22 protein-coding genes are annotated in these 22,439 nt (G+C 69.6%); 12 read left to right on the top strand and 10 right to left on the bottom strand.

Annotation, left to right across the window (positions count from 1 at the left end):
* Positions 1-14: 14 nt before the first annotated feature.
* From NB3_RS11955 to NB3_RS11940, 4 genes are all read left to right on the top strand, one after another.
* Positions 15-440, top strand: a complete 426-nt coding sequence (locus tag NB3_RS11955; RefSeq protein ID WP_067801363.1) for a VOC family protein — start codon at positions 15-17, stop codon at positions 438-440.
* Between the two features lie 109 nt (positions 441-549).
* Positions 550-1,083, top strand: coding sequence for a DUF4254 domain-containing protein (locus NB3_RS11950; protein ID WP_067801044.1), 534 nt, complete (start codon positions 550-552; stop codon positions 1,081-1,083).
* Positions 1,084-1,253: 170 nt separating this feature from the next.
* Positions 1,254-1,691, top strand: coding sequence for an ATP-binding protein (locus NB3_RS11945; protein WP_067801041.1), 438 nt, complete (start codon positions 1,254-1,256; stop codon positions 1,689-1,691).
* Positions 1,684-2,493, top strand: coding sequence for an RNA polymerase sigma factor SigF (locus NB3_RS11940; RefSeq protein ID WP_067801038.1), 810 nt, complete (start codon positions 1,684-1,686; stop codon positions 2,491-2,493). The genes NB3_RS11945 and NB3_RS11940 overlap by 8 nt, the downstream gene beginning before the upstream one ends.
* Positions 2,494-2,511: 18 nt before the next feature.
* Here the strand turns inward: NB3_RS11940 and NB3_RS11935 are convergent, their stop codons facing one another.
* Positions 2,512-3,006, bottom strand: coding sequence for a MarR family winged helix-turn-helix transcriptional regulator (locus NB3_RS11935; RefSeq protein ID WP_067801361.1), 495 nt, complete (start codon positions 3,004-3,006; stop codon positions 2,512-2,514).
* 87 nt (positions 3,007-3,093) lie between these two features.
* Between NB3_RS11935 and NB3_RS11930 the strand changes: the two genes are divergently transcribed.
* Positions 3,094-5,211 carry an MMPL family transporter gene (locus NB3_RS11930; protein WP_244891868.1) on the top strand — a complete coding sequence of 706 codons (2,118 nt, stop codon included), beginning with the start codon at positions 3,094-3,096 and terminating at the stop codon, positions 5,209-5,211.
* Here the strand turns inward: NB3_RS11930 and NB3_RS11925 are convergent.
* The 7 genes from NB3_RS11925 to NB3_RS11895 all read right to left on the bottom strand — a co-directional run bounded on the left by NB3_RS11925 (position 5,172) and on the right by NB3_RS11895 (position 11,378).
* Positions 5,172-5,999, bottom strand: coding sequence for a sterol desaturase family protein (locus tag NB3_RS11925; RefSeq protein WP_067801035.1), 828 nt, complete (start codon positions 5,997-5,999; stop codon positions 5,172-5,174). The two genes, NB3_RS11930 and NB3_RS11925, sit on opposite strands and share 40 nt — an antisense overlap.
* A gap of 4 nt (positions 6,000-6,003) precedes the next feature.
* Positions 6,004-6,717: a FadR/GntR family transcriptional regulator gene (locus NB3_RS11920; RefSeq protein ID WP_067801031.1), complete on the bottom strand. Its 714-nt coding sequence runs from the start codon at positions 6,715-6,717 to the stop codon at positions 6,004-6,006.
* Positions 6,718-6,873: 156 nt separating this feature from the next.
* On the bottom strand, positions 6,874-7,047 hold the full coding sequence (locus NB3_RS11915; protein WP_067801030.1) for a CsbD family protein: 174 nt from the start codon (positions 7,045-7,047) through the stop codon (positions 6,874-6,876).
* Between the two features lie 197 nt (positions 7,048-7,244).
* A complete protein-coding gene (locus tag NB3_RS11910; protein ID WP_157111734.1) occupies positions 7,245-8,069 on the bottom strand; it encodes a hypothetical protein in 825 nt (274 codons plus the stop codon).
* Positions 8,070-8,357: 288 nt separating this feature from the next.
* Positions 8,358-9,653, bottom strand: a complete 1,296-nt coding sequence (locus NB3_RS11905; RefSeq protein WP_067801027.1) for a bifunctional o-acetylhomoserine/o-acetylserine sulfhydrylase — start codon at positions 9,651-9,653, stop codon at positions 8,358-8,360.
* 48 nt (positions 9,654-9,701) lie between these two features.
* Positions 9,702-10,217, bottom strand: a complete 516-nt coding sequence (locus NB3_RS11900) for an OsmC family protein (RefSeq protein WP_067801025.1) — start codon at positions 10,215-10,217, stop codon at positions 9,702-9,704.
* Positions 10,218-10,307: 90 nt separating this feature from the next.
* Positions 10,308-11,378 carry an AI-2E family transporter gene (locus NB3_RS11895; RefSeq protein ID WP_084486156.1) on the bottom strand — a complete coding sequence of 357 codons (1,071 nt, stop codon included), beginning with the start codon at positions 11,376-11,378 and terminating at the stop codon, positions 10,308-10,310.
* 226 nt (positions 11,379-11,604) lie between these two features.
* Between NB3_RS11895 and NB3_RS11890 the strand changes: the two genes are divergently transcribed.
* Positions 11,605-13,065, top strand: a complete 1,461-nt coding sequence (locus tag NB3_RS11890; RefSeq protein ID WP_067801019.1) for an SDR family oxidoreductase — start codon at positions 11,605-11,607, stop codon at positions 13,063-13,065.
* A gap of 12 nt (positions 13,066-13,077) precedes the next feature.
* Here the strand turns inward: NB3_RS11890 and NB3_RS11885 are convergent, their stop codons facing one another.
* Positions 13,078-14,145: an alpha/beta hydrolase gene (locus NB3_RS11885; protein ID WP_244891867.1), complete on the bottom strand. Its 1,068-nt coding sequence runs from the start codon at positions 14,143-14,145 to the stop codon at positions 13,078-13,080.
* A gap of 150 nt (positions 14,146-14,295) precedes the next feature.
* Here NB3_RS11885 and NB3_RS11880 point away from each other — a divergent pair, with 150 nt between their 5' ends.
* The 4 genes from NB3_RS11880 to NB3_RS11865 all read left to right on the top strand — a co-directional run bounded on the left by NB3_RS11880 (position 14,296) and on the right by NB3_RS11865 (position 19,756).
* Positions 14,296-15,801, top strand: coding sequence for a condensation domain-containing protein (locus tag NB3_RS11880; protein ID WP_244891866.1), 1,506 nt, complete (start codon positions 14,296-14,298; stop codon positions 15,799-15,801).
* Positions 15,798-17,432 carry an MFS transporter gene (locus tag NB3_RS11875; RefSeq protein WP_067801012.1) on the top strand — a complete coding sequence of 545 codons (1,635 nt, stop codon included), beginning with the start codon at positions 15,798-15,800 and terminating at the stop codon, positions 17,430-17,432. Before NB3_RS11880 ends, NB3_RS11875 begins: the two co-directional genes overlap by 4 nt.
* The gene (locus tag NB3_RS11870; protein WP_067801009.1) at positions 17,429-18,334 is read left to right on the top strand and encodes a glucosyl-3-phosphoglycerate synthase; all 906 of its coding nucleotides are present in this window, start codon (positions 17,429-17,431) and stop codon (positions 18,332-18,334) included. Before NB3_RS11875 ends, NB3_RS11870 begins: the two co-directional genes overlap by 4 nt.
* Positions 18,335-18,469: 135 nt before the next feature.
* Entirely contained in the window at positions 18,470-19,756 is a 1,287-nt protein-coding gene (locus NB3_RS11865) for a vWA domain-containing protein (RefSeq protein WP_067801006.1), read from the top strand.
* Between the two features lie 112 nt (positions 19,757-19,868).
* Here the strand turns inward: NB3_RS11865 and NB3_RS11860 are convergent, their stop codons facing one another.
* Positions 19,869-20,144, bottom strand: a complete 276-nt coding sequence (locus NB3_RS11860; RefSeq protein WP_039796837.1) for a hypothetical protein — start codon at positions 20,142-20,144, stop codon at positions 19,869-19,871.
* Between the two features lie 316 nt (positions 20,145-20,460).
* Here NB3_RS11860 and NB3_RS11855 point away from each other — a divergent pair, with 316 nt between their 5' ends.
* Together NB3_RS11855 and NB3_RS11850 are read left to right on the top strand one after the other, a co-directional pair.
* Positions 20,461-20,754: a hypothetical protein gene (locus tag NB3_RS11855; RefSeq protein WP_067801003.1), complete on the top strand. Its 294-nt coding sequence runs from the start codon at positions 20,461-20,463 to the stop codon at positions 20,752-20,754.
* A gap of 213 nt (positions 20,755-20,967) precedes the next feature.
* Positions 20,968-22,383 (top strand): DUF1254 domain-containing protein, encoded by a 1,416-nt coding sequence (locus NB3_RS11850; RefSeq protein WP_067801000.1) that lies wholly within the window; start codon positions 20,968-20,970, stop codon positions 22,381-22,383.
* Positions 22,384-22,439 lie beyond the last annotated feature (56 nt).

The raw sequence follows: 22,439 nt of genomic DNA, 5'->3' as shown, positions 1-22,439 counted from the left end.
TTGGGAGCGTGACCATGATCGAAACGACCGGGACGCACCACATCCGGTTGACCGTGACCGATATCGCCCGGTCGCGTGCCTTCTACCGAGATGTGCTCGGTTTCCCCATCGCCGCCGAATCGCCTGGCAGCCCGGACGATCCCGCGGTGCGCGCCGACCCGATGCGGCTGTTCGGCGGGGTGGTTTTCCAGGCCAACGGCATGTTGCTCGGCCTGCGCCCGGTCGCCGACCCGGCGGACCGATTCGATTCCGAGCGGGTGGGTTTGGACCATCTCAGTTTCACGGTTCCCGCGCGCGACGATCTGGTGGCCGCGGCCGCTCGCCTGTCCGCGGCGGGCATCGAGCACGGGGAGATCACCGAGATGGCCGATTTCGGCATCGCGATCCTGTCGTTCTCCGATCCCGACGGCATCCATCTCGAACTCACTGCGCCCCTGTGAGTTTGCCTCTGCCCGCAGCGGGCATGCCCGACCGGGAATGAACGCTGTTCTGATGAAGGCTTGGACGACCGGCCGCGCGAGCGGTGCGGTCGGCCGGGGAGGTAGGCCGATGCTGGTCCAGCGTGCGCGACCGCGAAAGCTGTCCGAGGGTTCGGTCTTGCCGAGTCCGAGCGCCCTGCTGTGCGCGCTGGGCGGCCAGCACGTGGATGGCCCGGTGAGCCGGTGGGCGCGCGAGCTGACCGAACTACACCGGCAGTGCCGGGAGGACGCGCGCGAGACGGCCGAGACGCGACGCCGGCGCGCCGAGCTGGTCGGTCGGATCGACACCTGGGCGGCGCTGCACCTGCCGAGCGCCGACCCCGCGGTGCGGGTGCACCACGAGAGCCTGGGCGAGATGATCGACCGGATGGCCGCCGTCGCGGAGGAGGCGTTCCATCTGCTCATGCACGACGATCCCGGTGGCGAGCGCATGCACGCGGCATGGACCCGGCTGGCCGAGCTGGAGATCGCCTACACCGATCTGGTGCGCGCGATCGGGGACGGCCGGCGCCGTCTTCCGTCCGAGCGGACCGGGTTGCCGGCCGCGCCGAGTCCGGGTGAGCGCCGGGATGCCGAGCGCGGGCCTGTCGGCGAGCGCCGATGAACGCGCTGTTCATCGGCGTCGGACGCCGTCGCTGGGAGCGCGTCGCGGCGTCGCGCGACGTGCCGTCCCCGGCGAAGACGCGCGCGCTGTGCCGTGGCCGGTCGAACCGCCCGGAGGAGAGGGCGTAGGCTTGGCGCTCCGACGGACGGCGCGACTTCTGGGAGCGGTGCATGAGCAAGGGTGAGGGGACTCCTCCCGCGACGACGCGGACCGGCACGATCAGCGTGCGGGTGCCCGCGGTGTCCGAACAGCTGGCTATGTTGCGTGCCTTGGCCGAGACCGTCACGCTCATGGCCGATTTCGGCATCGATGAGGTGACCGACATCCGGCTCGCCCTCGACGAGGTGGCCAGCGCGCTGGTGCTGGACGCGGTGGACGGCGCGGAGCTGGAGTGCGCGTTCGGCTTCGAGGACGACGCGGTGGACGTGCGCGTCTCCACCGTCACGGTGTCGGACATCAGTCCCGACGAGTCCGGTTTCGGCTGGCACATCGTGGCGACGCTCACGCACTCGGTGTCGGCCACCCGAGGCGCGCACGACGCCGCGGCGGGCGGCTACCCGACTGTCGTCGACTTCCGGTGGGTGCGCGGCGGCTCGAATAATGAGTAGCGAGTCGAATCAGGTCGCTTCCAAGCGGAAATCGCGGGGAGATACCTACGACAATATCGAGCCGCTCTTCGCCGAACTGGCCGCATTGGCTCCGGACGATCCGCGCCGCGAAGCCCTGCGCACCGAGGTGATCGAGCGGTGCCTGCCGCTGGCCGAACACATCGCCCGCAAGTTCAGCGGCCGCGGCGAGAGTTTCGAGGACTTGTTGCAGATCGCGCGGGTCGGCATGCTCGCCGCCGTCGACCGCTTCGATCCCGGCCACGGCGCGACCTTCCTGTCGTTCGCGGTGCCGACGATCATGGGCGAAGTGCGCAGGCATTTCCGCGACTACGCGTGGTCGGTGCGAGTGCCGCGCCGGCTCAAGGAGATACAGTCCACCATCGGTCCGACGGTGGAGATCCTGTCGCAGCGCCTCGGCCGGATGCCGCGGGCGCGGGAGATCGCCGAGGAACTGGGGGCGGATCTGAACGAGGTGACCCAGGCGCTCATCGCCCGCAACGCCTACCAGACCTCCTCGATCGACGCCGCCTCCGACACCGACGACTCGGAATCCGGCGGTCCCTCGCTGCTGGACACGCTCGGCGCCGAGGACCCCGACTTCGGCACCGTGGAGAACTACCTGGCGGTGAAGCCGCTGCTGGCGGCTCTGCCGGAACGCGAGAAGCAGGTGCTGGTGATGCGCTTCTTCGACTCGATGTCGCAGGAGCAGATCGCGCAGCGGATCGGGTGCTCGCAGATGCAGGTCTCGCGGATTCTGTCGAAGACGTTGAAGTCGCTGCGCGATCAGGCCCTGCGGGACTGACGCGCGCCCCGGCGGCGTTCAGTCGCCGGTCAGCTCGCCGTGGTACCCGCGCATCGCCCGCACGACGGCGACCAGCACGCGGTGCGCGGCGCGCAAGTCCGCGTCGGGCAGTTCGGCCATCGCGGCGCGGGTCCGCTGCCCGAGCGGGGTGAAGAAGCCGCGGGCCACGTCCATGCCGTGCTCGTCGTAGTGCAGGATCACCCGCCTGCGGTCGGCCGGATCGGCGGCGCGGCGCAGGTGGCCGGAATCGATCATGCGCTCGACCAGGTAGGTCACCGCCGACGAAGAGATTCCCATCAGCTTGCCGAGCGCGCCTGCGGTCAGTGGCGCGCCCTCGATCTCGGCGGTGGCGACGTGCATCAGTGCGCGGAAGTCGCCCGCGCGCAGCTCGTTCGCCCGCGCGAAGACCTGACCGATCTGCTCCGAGATCGCGGTGAGCGCCCGGATGTCGGAGGCGATGTCGGCTTCCAGTCCGGCGCGGTCCGGTCTGTCGGCGGTCGGATCGGCGGTCAACGAGGCATCCTTTCGCACATGGGCGTCAGCGTAGTTCAAGGCGGTGTCTCAATTGCTTAATATTTCAGTTTCTGAGAGAGTTGCGGTGTGAGCGCTTGGGATCGCTATGCGTCGGTGGTGACCGCCCGGACTTCGTGGGTGCTGCTGGTGGTGCTCGCCGCGGCCTCGATCGGCCTGATCGCCGCGGTGGGCGAGAACGAGTCCGCGGGGCAGGCCCCCACCGCGCTACCGTCCTCGGCGGAATCCGCGCGGGTGGAGCAGGCGCTGGAGGAGTTCCCGGACGCGGGGTCGGCCGCGGCGATCATCGTGGTCACCCGCGCCGACGGCGGCGAACTGACCGACGCCGACCGCAACGCCACCGCGGCGTCGGTGGCCCGCGCGTCGGGACGCACCCCTGGCCCGAGCGACCTGCTCGCTTCCCCGGACCGGAAAGCGGCGATCGGCCAGGTGCCCGTGACCGCCGACCTGAGCGGATTCGCGCTGACCGACCGCGTCGGCGACATCCGCACCGTCGCGCGGGACGGCCTGCCCGACGGACTGCTGCTGCAGGTCACCGGCGGTCCGGCGTTCGGAGCCGACATCGCCGACTCGTTCTCCGGCGCGAACGTCACCCTGTTGGCGGTTACGGCGGTGGTCGTCGCCGTGCTGCTGATCGCGACCTACCGTTCGCCGGTGCTGTGGTTGGTGCCGCTCGCGGTGGTCGGCGCCGCGGACCGGGTGGCCACCGGCGCCGGTACCGCGCTGGCGCGCGTGACCGACCTGACCTTCGACGGCTCGACCTCCGGCGTCACCAGCGTGCTGGTGTTCGGTGCGGGCACCAACTACGCGCTGTTGCTGGTGTCGCGCTATCGCGACGAACTGCATCGGGAAGCCGACCACCGCACGGCCTTGCGACATGCGGTGCGGCGCGCCGGGCCCGCGATCCTGGCCAGCAACGTGACGGTGGTCGCCGCGCTGCTCGTGCTGGTGCTCGCCTCGGTGCCGAGCACGCGCAGTCTCGGCGTGATGGCCGCGCTCGGATTGCTGGTGGCGGTGGTGTTCGTGCTGCTCGCGCTGCCCGCCGCGCTGGCGTTGTGCGGGCGCAACGTGTTCTGGCCTTTCGTGCCGCAGGCCGACGACCGCGATACGGCCGACGAGGGAATCTGGCACGCGATCGCCGCGCGCGTGGTGCGCAGGCCGGCGGTGGTCGCCGCGAGCGCCATCGTGGTGCTGGCCGTCTGCGCGACCGGGTTGCTGTCGACGCAGGTGGGGCTGTCCCAGACCGAGCAGTTCCGGGTTCGCGCGGAGTCGGTCGATGGCTTCGACGCCCTGGCACGGCATTTCCCCTCCGGCGCGTCCGATCCCGCGATCGTCCTCGCGCGCAGCGACGCGGTGGTGGGCATCGACGCGGCGTTCCACCGCACGGAGGGCGTGGTGATGACCTGGCAGACCGGCACCTCGCCGACCGGGCTCACCCGGTGGTCGGTGGTCATCGACGCTCCGCCGTCTTCCGCGCGCGCCTTCGACACGATCGAGGCGCTGCGGGCGTCGGTGGCCGCCGTGCCAGGGGCCGACGCGATCGTCGGCGGCACCGATGCCCAGGCGCTGGACGTCCAGACGGCCGCGAGCCGCGACCGCAAGCTGATCATCCCGCTCATCCTCGTCGTGGTGCTGGTGGTGTTGCTGGCGCTGCTGCGCGCGGTGCCCGCCGCGGTGCTGCTGGTCGCGGTGACGGTGTTGAGCGCGCTGGCCGCGCTCGGCCTCGGCAGCTGGATGAGTGCGCACGTGTTCGGATTCCCGGCGCTGGACATCAGCGTGCCGCTGTTCGCGTTCCTGTTCCTGGTCGCGCTCGGCGTTGACTACACGATCTTCCTGGTGACCAGGGCCCGCGAGGAGACCCCTCGGCACGGCACCACGCACGGCATGGTGCGGGCGGTGTCGGTGACCGGCGCGGTGATCACCAGTGCCGGCATCGTGCTCGCGGCGGTGTTCTGCGTGCTCGGCGTGCTCCCGCTGATCACCCTGACCCAGGTCGGCATCGTGGTCGGCCTCGGCATCCTGCTCGATACGTTCGTCGTGCGCACGGTGGTGATCCCCGCGCTGTTCAGCCTGATCGGGCGCAGGATCTGGTGGCCGAGCGCGCTGCGGCTCGTCGAGGAGGAGGGCGACGAGCGCGCCGGCGCGGATCAGTCGGCGGGCGCCCAGCCGGGACCGCGGAACAAGTAGCCGCCGCGGGCGCGCCACGACGGCGCACCGCGCAGGTCGCGCCAGATCGAGGCCCACTCGTGGGTGGCGACGCGCGCCGGATTGAAGGTCCCGATGTTCTTGGTCAGTCCGTAGCGCACGCGTTCACCCTCCGGCTCGAAGGTGCCGAACAGCCGATCCCAGATGATCAGGATGCCGCCGTAGTTCTTGTCCAGGTAGCGCTCGTTGGAGCCGTGGTGCACCCGATGATGGGACGGTGTGTTGAACACGAATTCCAACGGACGCCACAGCGTCGTCACTCGCTCGGTGTGGATGAAGAACTGGTAGACCAGGCTGACGGACTGCTGCAGCAGGATCGTCCACGGCGGGAAACCGGCCAGCGCCAGCGGCAGCCAGTAGGGCAGCGAGCTGAACGGGGTCCACGGCTGGCGCAGTGCGGTGGAGAGGTTGTAGAACTCGCTGGAGTGGTGGACCACGTGGCTGGCCCAGAACACACGCACCGTGTGGTGGGTGCGGTGGTACCAGTAGTAGGCGATCTCGTCGGCGAAGAACAGCGCGACCCAGGTCAGCGGATGATCCGCCGGAAGATGAAACGGGGCGGCCAGGTACGCCGCGGCGTATACCGCGACGACCACGAGTTTCCAGCCGAGATTCACCACCACGTTCCCCAAGCCCATGAGCACGCTGGTGCGCGCGTCGCGGAACTGGTAGCCGAGCTGGTCGTCGTCGGGCAGCAGATGGAAGGAGGCCGCCTCGAGGGCGAGGCAGAGCACGAAAATTGGTATGGCGTGGGCGATCAGGTCGAACAAGGGGTCAATCTTCCGGTGTCGCTTGGGCGTCCACCAAGCGGGTGAGGAGGGTGTACGCGGTGTCGTAGGCCGCGGCCGAGTCGCGGCGGGCGATGTGCTCCGCGAGTGCGCGATGCGCGCCGGGATCGATGTATTCCTTGTTCAGGCCGAGTTCGGCGACGAGTTCCATGCCGATGCCGAAATAGCCCGCGACCAGGGTGTTCAACGCCAGCCGGTAGGCGAGGTTGCCGGAGCCGTCCAGGATCGCCACCCAGAACGCCAGATCGGCCTGCACCACGGCGTCGAACGGCGCGGTGGCGTCGGGATAGGCCTCGGCGGCGTGTCGCACCGCCGCCAGCTGGTCGGCGTCGGCGTGCGCGGCGCACAAGCGGGCCGCGTCGGCGGCCACGGATCGCCGCATCACCGCGATGTCGTGCAGGATCCGCCGCGCGGGCACCGCGCCGGAGCGGGTGAGCGCGGTGAGGATGTCCAGGCCCGCGTGCGAGCGCCAGTCCAGCACCCGGGTCTTGCCGCCCGGCGTGACGCGCACCAGCCCGCTCTGCTGGACGCGCTTGAGCGCTTCGCGGACGGCGTGGCGGTTCACCTGGAACATCTCGGCCAGCTCGCGCTCGGAGGGCAGCGTCGCCTCGGGGGCGAGCTTGCCGCTCAGGATCGCGTCGATGATCTGGCCGAACACCACATCGGAGACGGCGGTGCGGGCGACCGCGGCGAATTCCATGCCGCCGAGTGTCGCGCACGGGGGTCAACACGTCAACTGGTTGGACCAGTTGCTGCGAAGAAAAAGGCGGATGACCGCTCGATGCGGCCATCCGCCCTCTGCGCTTCGGCCGGGCGCGTCGCTCAGCTCGCGTGCGCTCCGTGCGCGGCGCTACGGTCAGTGCTTGAAGGCGTCCTTGACCTTCTCGCCCGCGTCCTTCAGGTCCGACTTGATTTGGTCGGTGCGGCCTTCGTCGCGCTTCCCCCGGTCGCCCGCCGCCTCGCCGAACTTTTCCTTGGCCTGACCAGCGACTTTGTCGGTCTTGTTCTTCGCTTTGTCGACTGCGCTCATGTCACAACCTCCTTCTGAAGCGACCGGCCGGCCATCTTCAGCCGGTCTTCTTCGCAGTAGCCCGTTATCGGGCGGCCAAACATCGGCCATTTCCGCGGAAAAGCAGAAGACCCGGCGGAAACCGGGTCTTCGCGGAAATCTTGCCTATTCGAAATCGGGGCCGACTCCGCGTGATGCGCGGTTTCCGGCGCGGGGGCTTACGCCGCGGGAACCGTGGGCGGCGTCAAAAGACCTTGCAGCACACCTACACCCGCGCCGACGGCCGCGCCGACGGCGATGGCGGGAGAGGCGACGAAGCCGTAACCGATCGCGGCGCCGAAGGCCATGACGGCGATCGTCCCGGTCGGAATCATCGGCAGGCCGGCGATGGCGCCGCAGATCGCGCCGATGACCGCCCCGATCGAGGCGACCGGCGCGGCCACCATGCTGCCCACCGAGGCGCCGATGGCGGTGGAGCCGATGAGGTCGGCGGCGATGCGGTCCGAACGCGACGGATCGAAGCCCGCCGAATCCAGGGTCTGCGCGATGCCCGCTTCCGGGCCCGCGATCGCGTCGTTGAACATCTTGCCCTGCTCGGGAGTCATGAAATCAGGGCGGCCGATCACCACCGAACCCACGCGCAGCGTGCCGGGCGGCGCCTCGATCGGCGCGACCGCGGGAGCCGGGGCGGCGGGGTTGGGCAGGTGCAGCCGCTGCGGGTCGATCGGCGCGAGCACGTTCGGATCAGGCATCGGCCGGTTGACGCTCAGGTCGTTGCGGCCGGCGGAAACCGGGGGCGCGGGCGGAAGGACCTCGGGCGGAAGGGCTCCCGGGTCCGCCGGATCGGCCACCGGGACGAGGCCGAGGCCGGGCGCGGGGGCGAACGGGAGCTGCACGGAGATCTCCGGCAGCGATGGGTCGGCGGTGGCGGTCGCGGCGGCGCCGACCAAGGACAACGGGATGGCGCTCGCGACGACCAGAGTGGCGGCGCGGCGTAAGAAGGGGTGTGCCGCAGTTTCGATTTCGGGTACTGCTATGCCCATGGACTTACCCACCTCATTCTGAAGAGGACATATACCTACCCTTCTAGTTCGGTTCAGAAAGCCTTACGGATGCGCGGCAGTTCGATTTCTTTCGCGCGGGCGAGTAACCGCGCTGCTATCAATCGAATCCGCCGGACCGCGCCGAATAGCGGTGGCTGCGAAAGCAGGTCGACGGAAATCAGGAAAATCACGCGCGAAACGGGTTTCCGCCCCGCTGCGCGGCGTCGAATCCGCATCGGGGGCAGGCGAAGTGCCCCGGGGTCCGGCAACCCCGGGGCACAACGCGAGTCAGGAGGCGGCGTCGAATCCGGTACGCAGATCGGCGAGGATGTCGTCGATTCCCTCGATGCCGACCGCGAGCCGGACCAGGCCCGGCGTGACGCCCGCGGCCAGCTGCTCTTCCGGCGTCAGCTGCGAGTGGGTGGTCGAGGCCGGGTGGATCACCAGCGAGCGCACGTCGCCGATGTTGGCGACGTGACTGTGCAGCCGCAGCGCCTCGACGAATCGCTTGCCCGCGTCGACGCCGCCGGCGAGCTCGAAGCCGATCACCGCGCCGGCGCCCTTCGGCGCGAGGGCGCGGCCGCGCTCGTACCACGGCGAGGACGGCAGGCCGGCGTAGGACACCGAGGTGACTTCGGAACGGGTGGTGAGGAATTCGGCCACGGCCTGCGCGTTCTGCACGTGCCGCTCGATCCGCAGACTCAGCGTCTCCAGGCCCTGGCTGATCAGGAACGCGTTGAACGGCGAGACCGCGGAGCCGAGGTCGCGCAGCAGTTGCACGCGCGCCTTGAGCGCGTAGGCGGGTGCGCCCAATTCGGCGTACACGACGCCGTGGTAGCTCGGGTCGGGTTCGGTGAAGCCGGGGAACCGGCCGCCGGTCCAGTCGAACTTGCCGCCGTCCACGATCACGCCCGCGATGGCGGCGCCGTGCCCGCCGAGGTACTTGGTGGCCGAGTGCACCACGATGTCGGCGCCGTGGGCCAGCGGCTGGATCAGGTACGGCGTGGCGACGGTGTTGTCCACGATCAGCGGGACACCGTTGTCGTGCGCGACGCCCGCGATCCCCGGGATGTCGAGGATGTGGTTCTGCGGGTTGGAGATCGTCTCGCCGTAGAGCGCCTTGGTGTTCGGGCGGATGGCGGCCTTCCACTGCTCGAGGTCGTCGGGGTCGTCGACGAAGGAGACCTCGATGCCGAGCTTGGGCAGCGAGTAGTGGAAGAGGTTGTAGGTGCCGCCGTAGAGCCGGGGGCTGGAGACGATGTGGTCGCCCGCCCCGGCGATGTTGAGGATCGCGAAGGTCTCCGCGGCCTGGCCGGAGGCAAGCAGCAGGGCGGCCACGCCGCCTTCCAGTGCGGCGATGCGCTGCTCCACCGCGTCCTGGGTCGGGTTCATGATCCGGGTGTAGATGTTGCCGGGCTCGGCCAGACCGAACAGCGCCGCCGCGTGCGCGGTGTCGCGGAAGGTGTAGGAGGTGGTCTGGTAGATCGGCAGGGCCCGGGCGTTGGTCGTGCCGTCCGGAATCTGTCCGACGTGGATCTGCTTCGTCTCGAAGCTCCAGTTCTGGGACGGGTCGGGTTCGGTCATCGGGAAGGTCCTCCTTCTTGTGCGTTGTCGAGCTGGTGGGGATGGCGGCTAATCGGTGATCAGCGTGGTGTCGACCGGAGTGCGCCCGGTCGTGAGATCCAGCACGGGGCAGTGCGCGTCGACGGCCTGCTGGAGTTCGGCGTAGCGCTGCGCGGTCTCGGGGCCGCCGATGCGAACCGTCACCCGCACCGCCTGGAAGCCGGGGCGAACGTTCTCATCCAAGCCGAAGAACCCACGCACGTCGAGATCGCCTTCGGCGCTCACCGCGAGTTCATCGATCGTGATGCCGAGGCGCTGGGCCCAGAACCGATAGGTCACCACTTGACACGCGATGAGCGACGCCAGATACACCTCGACCGGATTGGGCGCGGTGTCCGCGCCGCCGAGCGCGGGCGGTTCGTCCACGCGCACGGTGTATTTGCCGAGGGAGATCGCGCTGCCCACCGTCCCCTCCGGAGTCCCGGAGGCACGGAACACCACCAGCGCGTTCGCCGGGTCGTCGGCGACCGCCCTGGCCGTCGCGTCGGCGATGTCGTTGAGCGGGGCGCCCACATCAGTTGTCATGTCCACTGACGCTAGGAACCGCGGCGGGCGACGGCGATAGTTACATTCGGACTGAGTGCAACGATGGTGCGTGGCCGTGTGGTTGCCGCGTCAGTCCGCGGGCTCGCTGTCCGGCTCCGGTCGCGTACCGGTGGCCGCGTCGATCTGCTCTCCGACGTAGCGCAAGATGACCGCGGCGATCGCGACGACGGGCACGGCCAGGAACGCGCCGACGATCCCGTACAGCGAGCCGCCCGCGGTGACCGCCAGCAGCACGATGACCGCGTGCAGTTGCATACTCCTGCTCTGCAGGACGGGTTGCAGCACATTGCCCTCCAGCTGCTGCACGGCGACGACGATGCCGAGCACGATCAGCGCGGTGACGAAGCCGTTGCCGACCAAGGCGACCAACACCGCGAGGGCGCCCGCGACGAACGCGCCGACCATGGGGACGAATCCGCCCAGGAAGGTGATCACCGCGAGAACCAGCGCCAGCGGCACGCCGAGGATGACCAGACCGGCGCCGATGAGCACCGCGTCGACCAGGCTGACCAGGGCCTGGGTGCGGATGAACCCGCCGAGCACGACCCAGATCCGGCTGAGCACCTCCTCCAGGTGCCTGCCGCTGCGGCTGCCGGAGACGCTGTGCAGCCACGGCAGGAAACGCGGCCCGTCCTTGACGAAGAAGAAGGTCAGCACGAGCACGAGGAACAGGGTGATCAGCGCCGACGTCGCGGTGGTCACGCCGGTGAACACGCCGCTGGCGATCTGCGCGGAACTCGACTGCAACCGGGACACGATCGCGTCCACCGCCGAATTCAATTGCTCTTCGCGAACGCGCAACGGCGGCCCCTGCAACCAGTCGCGCACCTGGTTGACGCCCGCGCTCGCCTTGTCGGCCAGTTCCGGGGCCTGGTCGACCACCGACGGCACGATCAGGGCGATCACGCCGGACAGCACACCGAGGAAACCGAGCACCGCGATCGAGGCCGCCGCGGCGGGCGGCAAGCCACGGGCGGTGAGCCAGCGCACCGGCGGCCACAGCACGGTGGCGATCACGATCGCCAGCGCGACCGGCAGGATCACCACCCACAGCCGGGCGACCAGGAAGCCGAGCACCCACGCGCCCGCCGCGATCGCGACGATGCACACCGCCCATTTGGCCAGCCACAGCAGGCCCATACCGATGACATCACCGCGATCAGGCGGTGTGGGCGCGTCCGGTCTGTCGCTTTTGCTGGTTTCGCTCACCGGCCCAGTCTGGCACGCCGACGCGCGATCGAGCAGGGCTCACGCTCGCCCCAACCGGCCGATCCGGGTCCGATGGGCGTGACCCGGGGGGGGGGGGGCTGTTTGACCCCCGCGTCCCCGGTCATCACCTGAGCAGGTCATCGGAAGGGTGGTTGCCGTGCGGTGTGTGGTGTTCGGTGCGACCGGCTACATCGGCGGACGACTGGTGCCCGAGTTGCTGCGCGCCGGTCACACGGTTCGCGTGCTGGCACGCACACCCGGCAAGCTCGCGGAGGCGCCGTGGCGCGATCGCGTCGAGGTGGTGGCGGGCGATGTGACCTCGGCCGCCGACGTGCGCGCCGCGCTCGCGGGGCAGGACGTGCTGTATTACCTGGTCCACTCGCTGACCAGGGCCGATTTCGACACGGTCGACCGGGAGGCCGCCACGCTGGTCGCGGCAGAGGCGGCGGGCGCCGGGCTGACCAGGATCGTCTACCTGGGCGGCATCGTCCCCGGTGCGCAGCGGCTGTCGCGGCACCTGGCCTCACGCACCGAGGTCGGCGAGATCCTGCGCGCGGGTCCGGTGCCGGTCCTGGTGCTGCGGGCCGCGGTGATCATCGGTTCCGGCTCGGCCAGTTTCGAGATGCTGCGCTACCTGACCGAGCGTCTGCCGCTGATGGTCACCCCGCGCTGGGTGCGCAACCGGATCCAGCCGATCGCGGTTCGTGACGTGCTGTACTACCTGACCAGGGCGGCGACGCTGCCGGAAGGCGCAGGCGGCGCGTTCGACATCGGCGGCCCCGACGTGCTGACCTACCTGGAGATGATGCGCGAGTACGCCGAGGTGGCCCAGCTGCCGCGACGGCTGATCGTGCCGGTGCCGGTGATGACGCCGTGGTTGTCGGCGCAGTGGGTGAACCTGGTGACCCCGGTGCCGCGCGCGATCGCCGTCCCGCTGATGGAGTCGCTGATCAACGACGTGGTCTGCCGCGACCACGCGATCGCGGATCTCATTCCCGACCCGCCGGACGGACGGACCGGTTACCGGCGGGCGGTGCTGTTGGCGCTGCGCAGGATTCGTGATCTGGACGTGCCGACCAGGTGGTCGGACGCTCACCCGCCGGGCGCGCCGTCGGATCCGCTGCCCACCGATCCGGAGTGGTCGGGCGGATCGCTGTACCGGGACGTGCGCGAACGGCACACCGACGCCGACCCGGCGACGCTGTGGCGGGTGATCGAGGCGATCGGCGGCGAGCACGGCTGGTATTCCTTCCCGCTGGCCTGGTCGCTGCGCGGATGGATCGACCGGCTCGCGGGCGGCGCCGGGCTCGGCCGCGGACGCCGCGATCCGCACCGGTTGCACGAAGGAGAGGCGCTGGATTGGTGGCGGGTGGAGCGGATCGATCGGCCGCGGATGCTGCGCCTGCGCGCCGAGATGCGGGTACCGGGACGGGCATGGCTCGAGCTCGCCGTGGAGCCGGACGGCCCCGGCGCCACCTACCGCCAGTGCGCGGTGTTCGAACCGCACGGGCTCGCCGGGCACCTGTACTGGAAATCCATCGCGCCGTTCCATGCGGTCATCTTCGGCGGGATGGCGCGGAATATCACCGGCGCGGCGGAGTCGTCCCGGCCGCGATGACACCGGCCTCGGTTATCCGGCGGTCGGAGAGGCCGCCAGCGCGGCGGCGATGAGTGGCCACGAGTTGTGCAGGTCCTCCTGCCAGTAGCCCCAGGAGTGCGTGCCGGAGGGACGGAAGTCGAACGTCGCGGGAATGTTCAGTGCGCGCAACCGATTGCTCAAGTCGTGCGCGCACTGGTTGATGATCGCCTCCAGGAAGCCGCCGGTGACGAGCTGGTCGACCAGTTTGCCGCGATTCCCGTCTATGCCGGGCCCGTCGGGCCGGTCGAACGGGCCCGGTATGCCGGTGCCAGTGGCGACGTAGATGGCGGTGCCGCGGAATTGTTCGGCATGCAGGTACGGGTCGTTGGCGGCCCACTGCGGATCAGTGGGCGGGCCCCACATGTTCATGACGTTGCCGTGCCAGTGGGTGACGACGGCGGCGACCATGGCTTGGCCCTGCGGGTCGCTGGTGCGGACGCACCCGCTGTAGGAGCCGATGGCCCGATACAGCCCCGGCGCGTTGAGGGCGAGCTGGAATACCGACGTGGCCGCCATGGAGATGCCCGCTACGGCGTTGGCGCCGTTGCCGCCGAAAGCGGCGTCGATCAGCGGCGGCAGTTCCGCGGTGAGAAATGTCGTCCAGCGTTGCCTGCCGAGAACCGGGTCGTCGGTCCGCCAATCCGCGAAATAACTCCCTTCGCCTCCCATCGGCACGACGACATTGACTTGTTTGTCGCCGAAGAAATCCTCGATATCGGTTCGGTTGGGCCAGTTGCTTCCCTCCGAGCCTCCGCTGGCGCCGTTGAGCAGATACAGCGTCGGCGCGGGCGAGGATTTGTCCGGTGCGCGGATCACTTTCACCGGGACGGTGGCGCCCATCGCGGCGGAATGGACCTGCACTTCGATCAGACGACCCGTGCCCGGCCCGACGCCGACCACTCGGGCGCCATCCGTGGCGGCACGCGAATCCGGTTCGCGTGCCGTCGGTTCGGCTGTCGCCGCAGGCCAGTGTGGTGCCAGCGGTGTCGCGGCGAGCGTGATGGCGACGGCGATCGAGGTGATGATCGCGCCGGGCCTGCATGTCGTTGGAGCCCGCACGCAAGACCTCCGAACTTGGTTCGTGCATTTCGTGGTGGCGAACGTAGGGCGCGGTCGCGACGTCCGGCAAGCACTCGCGCGCATTCTTGGGATACTCGACGAGCCGTCGGCGCGGTCGGCTGGTGGCGGTCACAAGATTCCGTGCAGCATATGGTCGTCGGACGACCGGAGTCGTTAACTTTCATGGGGGTTCAGCCGAGGATTTATCCTCGCCAGCACGAATCGAGAACACCTGTGGTCAATTTCGGCTTCATCGACGAATGGCAGCCAGCGGCGGGAAAGCTCACCAGTTGGCGTGCGGCGCCGGAATCGCTCGCCGCGGCGCGTCGCGCCCCGGTTCATCCTTCGCCGCCGTCGCATCAGCAGGAGGAATATCTGCGCACCACCCACCGCAATGCCGGTGCGGGCGTGCGCACTTCGCGGGTGTGCATGATCGCGTTCACGATTCCCGGCGTCCCGGATCATGCCGCGTTCACCCGGACGGTCGAGGCCTTCCTGCGTAGGCACGACACATTCTGGAGCTGGTTCGTCCTGACCGGGGAGGACCGGGTGGAACGCCGGGTGCTCGACCCCGCCGACATCCGGGTGGTGGCGACCGAACACGGCGTCTACACCGACAGCGACGCCATCCGAGCGCACGTCCTCACCGAGACGCCGGGCCCGCTGGACTGGGACTGCTTCAGTTTCGGCGTCATCGAGCACGCGGAGTCGTTCACGGTGTACGCGGCGGTGGATCATCTGCACACCGACGGTGTGGCCCAGGCGCTGTCGTGTGTGGATCTGCTGACCCTCTACGGCAGTGAACTGTCCGGCGGCAACCTGGCGCCCGCGCCGGTGACCGGTCACATCGCGTACTGCGAGCGCGAGCGCCGCTACAGCGCCGAGCTGACCGCCGACTCGCCGCAGATCGCCGTCTGGCTGGATCTGCTGCGGCGCAACGGCGGCGACGTTCCCGGCTTCCCGGTGGATCTGTGGGTCGACGGCGACGAGCACATCCGGGGCGCGCAGGTGACCACCGTTCTCATCGATGAACCGGGTGCGCTGCGCTTCGAGCAGGTCTGCCGCGCGCACGACGGACGGTTCACCGGAGGGTTGTTCGCCGCGGCCGCGCTCGCGGAAATCGAATTGGCCGGTGGCGACTGGTATTTCGGCCTCACGCCGGTGAACACCCGCCGTACCGATGGTGAGGCGGCATCGGTCGGGTGGTACACGAACCTCATCCCGGTGGCCTTCCCAGTGGGCGCCGACCAGTCGTTCACGGACGTGGTGGCCGCGGCTCAGCGGGCATACGACCAGGGCAAGGACCTGACCGACGTGTCCCTGCACCGGGCACTGCAACTGGCGCCGCCAGGGCTCGGCATCCGCACCCGGCCGGGCTGGTCCGCGCGGATGCTGTCCTACCTGGACATTCGCAAGATGGCCGGCGTCGAGATGTTCGACAAGATCGACGGCGGCATGTTCGCCAACCGCGGCAGTTCCCGCGAGGTCTACATCTGGGTCAACCGATTCAACGATGTGACCACGCTCAGCCTGCTGTTCCCGGACACCCCGCGGGCGCACGAGGCGATCGGGCGCTACGTCACCGCCATGACGGCGATCGTGGCCGAGGTCGCCGCGACAGGCGACCGCGCGGTGCGGGTCGGCGCCCTGCCATGAGCACATCGGCGAGCCCGACCACCGCGACGCCCCCTGCGGTCGCCGGCTCGGGGGCGTGGGCGGCGCTCGGCGCGTGCCTGCTCGCGGTGTTCATGCAGATGCTGGACATGACGATCGTCAACACCGCGCTGCCGAGCATCGCCACGGATCTGGCTGCACCAGGTTCGGCACAGGTGTTCGTCGTGGCCGGCTACAGCCTGGCCTTCGCAGGCACGCTGATGACCGCCGCGCGGGTCGGGGAGTCGGCCGGGCGGCGGCGGGTCTTCCTCGGCGCCATGGCGGCGTTCACCATGGCCTCGGTGTGGTGCGGCCTGGCGCACCTGCCCGGTGAGCTGATCGCGGCGCGCGCTGTCCAGGGTCTGTCGGCCGCCGCGATGTCCGCGCAGGTCATCGCCATCATCAGCGCGGTCTTTCCGAAGGCTCGGCAGCCATTGGCCTTCGGGCTCTACGGCGCCGCCGCCGGCCTCGCGGCCATCGTGGGGCCGTTGCTCGGCGGCGCGATCATCGCCTCCGACCCGTTGGGTCTCGGCTGGCGCGCGATCTTCCTGCTGAACGTTCCGCTGTGCGTGCTTGGCTTGCTGCTCGCGCACCGGCATCTGCACGTCGGCAGGCCACCGGACCGGGAACCGCTGGACGTCGCGGGCGCGCTGCTGGCGACCGCCGGGCTGGTCGCGGTGCTGTACCCGCTCGCGGCCGGGCGCGAACAGCGCTGGCCGCCCCAGTTGTTCGTGCTGCTCGGCGCCGGGCTCGGGCTGCTCGTCGTGTTCGTCTGGCATCAGCGCAGGCGGTCGCGGGCCGGGGAGAGCCCGCTGTTGCGGATCGATCTCTTCGCCGACCGTGGTTTCGCGGTCGGCTCCGTGCTCACCCTGTCGTTCTTCGGGATCTTCGCCGCGTTCTTGTTCACCGTGTCGGTGACAGCGCAATCCGGGCTGGGATTCACCGCGCTGCGGACCGGGATCCTCGTGCTGCCCTTCGCCATCGGCGGCGCGTGCGGCGCGCTCACCTCGCCGATCCTGGTGGCGCGGCTGGGCAACCGTGGGCTCACCCTCGGTGTGCTGGTGTTCGCGGTCGCCATCGTCGTCGTCGCCATGACCGTCGATCCCGATGCCGCGGCGATCGATCTGCGGCGGCTCGCCGTTCCGGTGTTCGCCGCCGGAGCCGGGATGGGGCTGTTCGCCGCGCCGCTGCCCGCGGCCATGATGGCGGGCGTCGCGGAACGGGCGACCGGTTCGGCGTCCGGAACGGTGCCGACCGTGCAGCAGATCGGCAGTTCGCTGGGCGTCGCTGTGCTCGGGGCGCTGTTCTTCCGCCGGGTCGACGCCGACACCGACCTCGGTGTCGGGCACGCGAAAGCCGTCCTCGCGGAAACTCTTTCGACCTCATCGGCCACGACCGCGGAGCGCGACGGCGTCGTCACGTCGTTCGCCGACTGCGCGGAATCGGCGCTGCGTTCGCCGACCCCGCACCTGGACGCGCACACCTGTCCCGGCGAGGGGGCGGAATTGGCCGGCCGGATCGCCGCCGCGCACACCTTCCTCGCCGCCTGCGTCACCGTGCTGTGGGTGGTGGCGGGAACCGCGCTGGTGCTCGTGGCGCTCAGTCTCGCGCTGCCGCGTGGGGAGCAACGGTGACCTCGCCCGCGCCCGGCATCGTCCACTACGACCACGCGTGGTCGCACGACGAGCTGCTCGAACGCAAGCGGCACCGCACCGTCTCGGTGGTCGTTCCGGCGCTGAACGAGGAGGACACCGTGGCGGATGTGGTGGCCTCGATCCGCGACCTCGTCGGCACCCTGGTCGACGAGCTGATCGTGCTCGACTCCGGCTCCACCGACCGGACCGCCGCCCGCGCCAGAGCGGCGGGCGCGACCGTCTATTCCCGGGAACAGGCGCTGCCCGCCGTGCCGCCGTGTCCTGGCAAGGGCGAGGTGCTGTGGCGGTCGCTGGCGGTGGCCTCCGGCGATTTCATCGTGTTCGTCGACGCCGATCTGGTCGCTCCCGACCCGGGTTTCGTGCCGTCGCTGCTCGCGCCGTTGCTGTCGGACGACCGGCTGCGGTTGGTGAAAGGGTTCTACCGCCGCCCGTTCGGCGCCGCCGCGGACGGCGGCGGGCGCGTCACCCAGCTCGTGGCCCGGCCGCTGCTCACCGCGCTCGCGCCGGAACTGGCCGAGTTGCGCCAGCCGCTGGGCGGGGAGTACGCGGCCACCAGGGAGCTGCTGCGGTCGCTGCCCTTCGCACCCGCCTACGGCGTCGAGATCGGCATTCTGATCGACACCTGGCGCAGGCATGGGGCCCGAGCCATCGGGCAGGTCGATCTCGGCGCCCGGGCGCACCGCAATCGGCCGCTGCACGAGCTGGCCGAGATGAGCAGGCAGGTGATCGCGACGCTGCTCGACCGGCTCGGCATCCCCGATTCGGGCGCCGCGCTGACCCAGTATCTCCCGGACGGCTCGAGCTGGCGTGCGGTGCGGGGAGCGGCCCCCGCGCCCGATCGGCCGCCGATGGCCACGCTGACCGGCACCGGCGTCCGATGACGGTGGGGCGCGCACTACGCCGAATTCGCCGGAGGCCGAACCGATAGCGGCGCGGCGAACACTCCGCACGTACCCGAGGGCGGCCTTACCCTGATCCGGTTGGCGTTTCTCGGGTGACGACGGCTGGGAGTCTCGGTGGGCACGGCATTGGTCAAGGGACAGAACGGTGTACTCGACGCGGCTCACCTGCTGGTGTCGGTGCGCACCGAGGCCGCGGTCGACGTGTCGGCGCTGCTGGTGACCGAAGCGGGGCGGGTGCGATCGGACGCGGATTTCGTGTTCTTCAATCAGCCGAACGCGCCGGGCGTGTCGCTGGGCGCGGGAACCCCTGGCGTGCTCTCGGTCGCACTCGGCGATCTGCCCGCCGACATCGCGCAGGTGCGCGCGGTGCTCACACTCGACGATCCGGCGCAGACCTTCGGCCGGTTCGCGCCTCCGGTCGCCACGGTGGCCGACCCGGCGGGAAACAGCCTGTACGAGTACCGCATCGAAGGATTGGGCAGCGAATCCGTAGTGATCGCGCTCGAACTGTATCGCCGTCAAGGCGCGTGGAAGGTGCGCGCGGTGGGGCAGGGCTATGCGGGCGGGTTCGCCGCGCTGGTCACCGATCACGGCGTGACCGTGGACGAGGAACCCGCCGATGCGGACGTTCCTTCCCCGGATCGGGCCGGGCCAGGGGTTGCCCCGACGGCGGAGGTCTTCACCGTTCCCGGCGAGGCGAAACTCTCCTTCGAGAAACGCGCGACGCTGGACCTGCGCAAGCGCGAGGTGGCGAAAGTCCTCGTCGACAAAGCCGCTTTCGGAGTCAGGGCCCGGGTGATCCTGGTCATCGACAAGACCGGCAGCATGCAACGGCAGTACCGCGACGGAGTGGTGCATCGCGTCGTGCAGCGGATGATCCCGGTGGCCACCCAGCTCGACGACGACGGCACGCTGGAGGCGTACCTGTACGCCCTCTCCTTCGCCAAGTTGCCCGACATCACCGTCGAGCACGGCGACGAATGGGCCCGCACCTATCTGCATCTCGGCGGAACGCACGGCGACATCGATTACGACCGGCTCGGCGGCCGCAACGACGAACTACCGGTCATGCGCGACATCATCGACTCGTTGCGCCCTGGTGGCCGTCCGACGCTGGTGTTGTTCTTCACCGACGGCGGGTTCGCCAAGAAGCGCGAGATCGCCGCGCTCATGCGCCGTGCCTCGCTGCTGCCCGCCTTCTGGCAGTTCGTCGGCCTCGGTCGCGCCAACTACGGTCTGCTGCGCGCGCTGGACGAAATGTCCGATCGGGTGGTCGACAACGCGGGCTTCTTCGCCCTCGACGACATCGATCAGGTCGACGACGCGCAGCTCTACGCCCGATTGCTCGGGGAGTTCCCGGACTGGCTGCGCGCCGCTCGACACGCGGGCGTCCTGCGCTGACGGCGCGCGTCGCTCATCGCGGCGGGCGAGCGCGAAGCCGCCCTGCCCGCCGAACACTGCAAGATTGTCATAGCGAAAAGCTATGACGACGTGTGTCTCCGGTGCGCGGCGATCAGCCGATGACGGCGTTCATGATGGTGCCGGCGCTGGTGGCGATCACCCCGCCGATCATGGCCCCGGCCACCATCTTCGGTGACTCGAGCCCGCCGCCGGTCCACTTCTCCCAGGCGAAGCGGCCACCGGCGTAGATGATGCCGCAGATGCCCGACAGGAGCACGAACCACGTCAGGTAGCGGACCAGTTGGAGGAACTTGTCGGAGATCGGCGGTGCTTCTGGAGTGGGGTTGCCGATCTGCGCCAAGGTGTCGTAAGCGGCGGCCAGGATCATCGTCGTTCGCTCATTCTGGATTCGGGACAGGGGCAAGTGATTCGCTGAGGAGATCGTATCCGTTCGGTCGCCCCGATGCAGTCACCTCCAAGCAGCGCAGGGAAGTTCGTGTTTCCCGCGCCATCGGCCGGGTAGCCGAACCGCTGAGCGTGCTGCCCGTTCCACCGCTGGGCGCGAACGTCGCACGCAGTGCGCACACCGCGGTGGCGTCCGTGCCCGTATCCTGGTTCGTGGCCGAATTCATCGGTGGTCGAACGGCTTTCGCAAAGCGGCTGGTCGGCGGCAGGGTTGTATTCGAGCGTAGAGGGAGTAAACGGTGAGCATCATTCTGGCGTCGGTCGGCGATTCGTTCACGACATTGGCGCAGATCGGCAATCCGACCCCGGAGGCGCCGCCCCTGGCGGACAAGCTCTTGAAGTTCGTCCGGTATCTGACCTGGTTCGCTCTCGCCTCCGGCATCGTCAGCATCATCTACGCGGGCGGCAGATTCGCCTGGGAGAAGTGGAGCGGCGGCGGATTGCAGTCACCGAAGATGATCGCGGGTGCGATGATCGGCGGGGTGGTGGCCACCAGCGCGGGAACCATCATGAACACCGTCCTGGAGTTCTGAGCGCGGCCGGTGCGGCGCTGCTTCCCGCGTTCCCGCCGGGGCGGCGAACACGCGGTGAACAGGCCGCACCTGCGCCGTGATCGCCATCGGGGCTGGTCGGAGCACGATCGATCCGCGATCCGCGAACGCCTTCCCACGCGGTTTCCGCCGTGAGTGCGGTCGTGCTCCGGTGCGGATCTCGCCCTGCCGATAGGATCGGAGGCGGAGCGAATCATGGACGAGAGCACCGAGGACAAGCTCACGGTGTCGCGGCGCAGGGCGCTGGGCATCGCGGCGTCGTCGGTGGCCGCGTTCGGATTGGCGGCCTGCGGATCCGCGCAGGATCACGCGACCGATTCCGCCCCCGGTGACGCCGCCACGATCGCCAAAGACGCCTATGTATTCGGCTACCCTCTGGTGTTGCTGGACGTCACCCGGATGGCGGCGGAGACGGTCACGCCGATCAACCGTTTCCAGCACGCGTCCGCGTTGCCCACCCCCGCGCAGCGCGACATGGTCCGGCTGGACCGGGACACGCTGCGTTCGACCGCGTGGCTCGATGTCGCGAACGAGCCGATGGTACTGAGCGTCCCCGCGATGGACAGCGAACGGTTCTGGGTGGCCCAAGTGCTGGACGCCTGGTCGAACAACGCGCACAACCCGAACAACCGTCGGCCGCAATCGAAATCGGACCGGCCGCCGTACACCTATGTGGTGACCGGGCCGGGCTGGTCGGGTGCGTTGCCGGAGGATCTCACGCCGTTGCCGATGCCGACGCCGACGGTGTGGTTGATCGTCCGGATTCAGGTCGACGGCGAGAACGATCTGCCCGCGGTGCGCTCGATCCAGCGGCAGTTGCGGCTGGTTCCGTTGAGCGCCTGGCTGGCGGGCGCCGAGCCGCCCGCGCCCGCCGAGAACGGGCAAGCCAGTGCGCAGCCGCCACCCGAATGGGTCGCCGGGATGGACCCGCGGATGTTCTTCGACCGGATGTGCGCATTGCTGTCGACCGACCCGCCCTCGCCCGGTGACGAGCCCGCGATGCGGCGCTTCGAGAAGATCGGCATCCGGCCGGGCGGTACGGTCCGCGGCATCTCGGAGACCGAACTCACCGCGGCGGTGAACACCGCCAAGCAGCAGATTCCGGTGTACCTGGGCGCCAGGACGGTCAACGAGAACGGCTGGCTCGTCGATCCCGACGTCGGCAGGTTCGGCACCAACTACCTCCTGCGCGCCGCCGTCGCCCAGATCGCGCTCGGCGCGGGCCTGGCCGAGACCGCCTTCTATCCGACGCTGTTCGCCTCGACGGAAACCGACGCGGGTACGGGCCGGTTCCGGCTGCACTTCGCGCCGGGCCAATTGCCGCCAGTCGACGACTTCTGGTCGCTGACCGCCTATGACGCCGAGAGCTACCTGGTGCCCAATCCGGCTGGGATATACGCGGTCGGCCATCCGGATCCGGTGGCGGTGAACCCCGACGGGTCCGCCGACATCGCGTTGCAGTACACCGACCCGGGATCGGACGTCGCCGCCGGGAACTGGCTGCCCATCCCGGAAACCGGGCAATTCTCGCTGACCCTTCGCCTGTACGCGCCGAAGGCGGAGGCCATCCAGGGGCGCTGGCGTCCTCCGCCACTGTCGCCGGTGCGCTGATCCGGTGCACGCGACGCCGTCCAAGTGACCGGGGACGATCAGTCAGCTACTTTTCA

Source organism: Nocardia beijingensis NBRC 16342, assembly GCF_001612785.1.
GTDB lineage: Bacteria > Actinomycetota > Actinomycetes > Mycobacteriales > Mycobacteriaceae > Nocardia > Nocardia beijingensis.
This window is presented reverse-complemented; position numbering and strand designations above follow the sequence as displayed.

Bases quoted from the DNA above. Each gene is read 5' to 3' on its own strand.
- NB3_RS11955 (WP_067801363.1), top strand. From the start codon at position 15: ATGATCGAAACGACCGGGACGCACCACATCCGGTTGACCGTGACCGAT.
- NB3_RS11950 (WP_067801044.1), top strand. From the start codon at position 550: ATGCTGGTCCAGCGTGCGCGACCGCGAAAGCTGTCCGAGGGTTCGGTC.
- NB3_RS11945 (WP_067801041.1), top strand. From the start codon at position 1,254: ATGAGCAAGGGTGAGGGGACTCCTCCCGCGACGACGCGGACCGGCACG.
- NB3_RS11940 (WP_067801038.1), top strand. From the start codon at position 1,684: ATGAGTAGCGAGTCGAATCAGGTCGCTTCCAAGCGGAAATCGCGGGGA.
- NB3_RS11920 (WP_067801031.1), bottom strand. From the start codon at position 6,717: ATGGAATTCGCCGCGGTCGCCCGCACCGCCGTCTCCGATGTGGTGTTC.
- NB3_RS11915 (WP_067801030.1), bottom strand. From the start codon at position 7,047: ATGAGCGCAGTCGACAAAGCGAAGAACAAGACCGACAAAGTCGCTGGT.
- NB3_RS11910 (WP_157111734.1), bottom strand. From the start codon at position 8,069: ATGGGCATAGCAGTACCCGAAATCGAAACTGCGGCACACCCCTTCTTA.
- NB3_RS11905 (WP_067801027.1), bottom strand. From the start codon at position 9,653: ATGACCGAACCCGACCCGTCCCAGAACTGGAGCTTCGAGACGAAGCAG.
- NB3_RS11900 (WP_067801025.1), bottom strand. From the start codon at position 10,217: ATGACAACTGATGTGGGCGCCCCGCTCAACGACATCGCCGACGCGACG.
- NB3_RS11895 (WP_084486156.1), bottom strand. From the start codon at position 11,378: ATGGGCCTGCTGTGGCTGGCCAAATGGGCGGTGTGCATCGTCGCGATC.
- NB3_RS11880 (WP_244891866.1), top strand. From the start codon at position 14,296: ATGGTCGTCGGACGACCGGAGTCGTTAACTTTCATGGGGGTTCAGCCG.
- NB3_RS11875 (WP_067801012.1), top strand. From the start codon at position 15,798: ATGAGCACATCGGCGAGCCCGACCACCGCGACGCCCCCTGCGGTCGCC.
- NB3_RS11860 (WP_039796837.1), bottom strand. From the start codon at position 20,144: ATGATCCTGGCCGCCGCTTACGACACCTTGGCGCAGATCGGCAACCCC.
- NB3_RS11850 (WP_067801000.1), top strand. From the start codon at position 20,968: ATGGACGAGAGCACCGAGGACAAGCTCACGGTGTCGCGGCGCAGGGCG.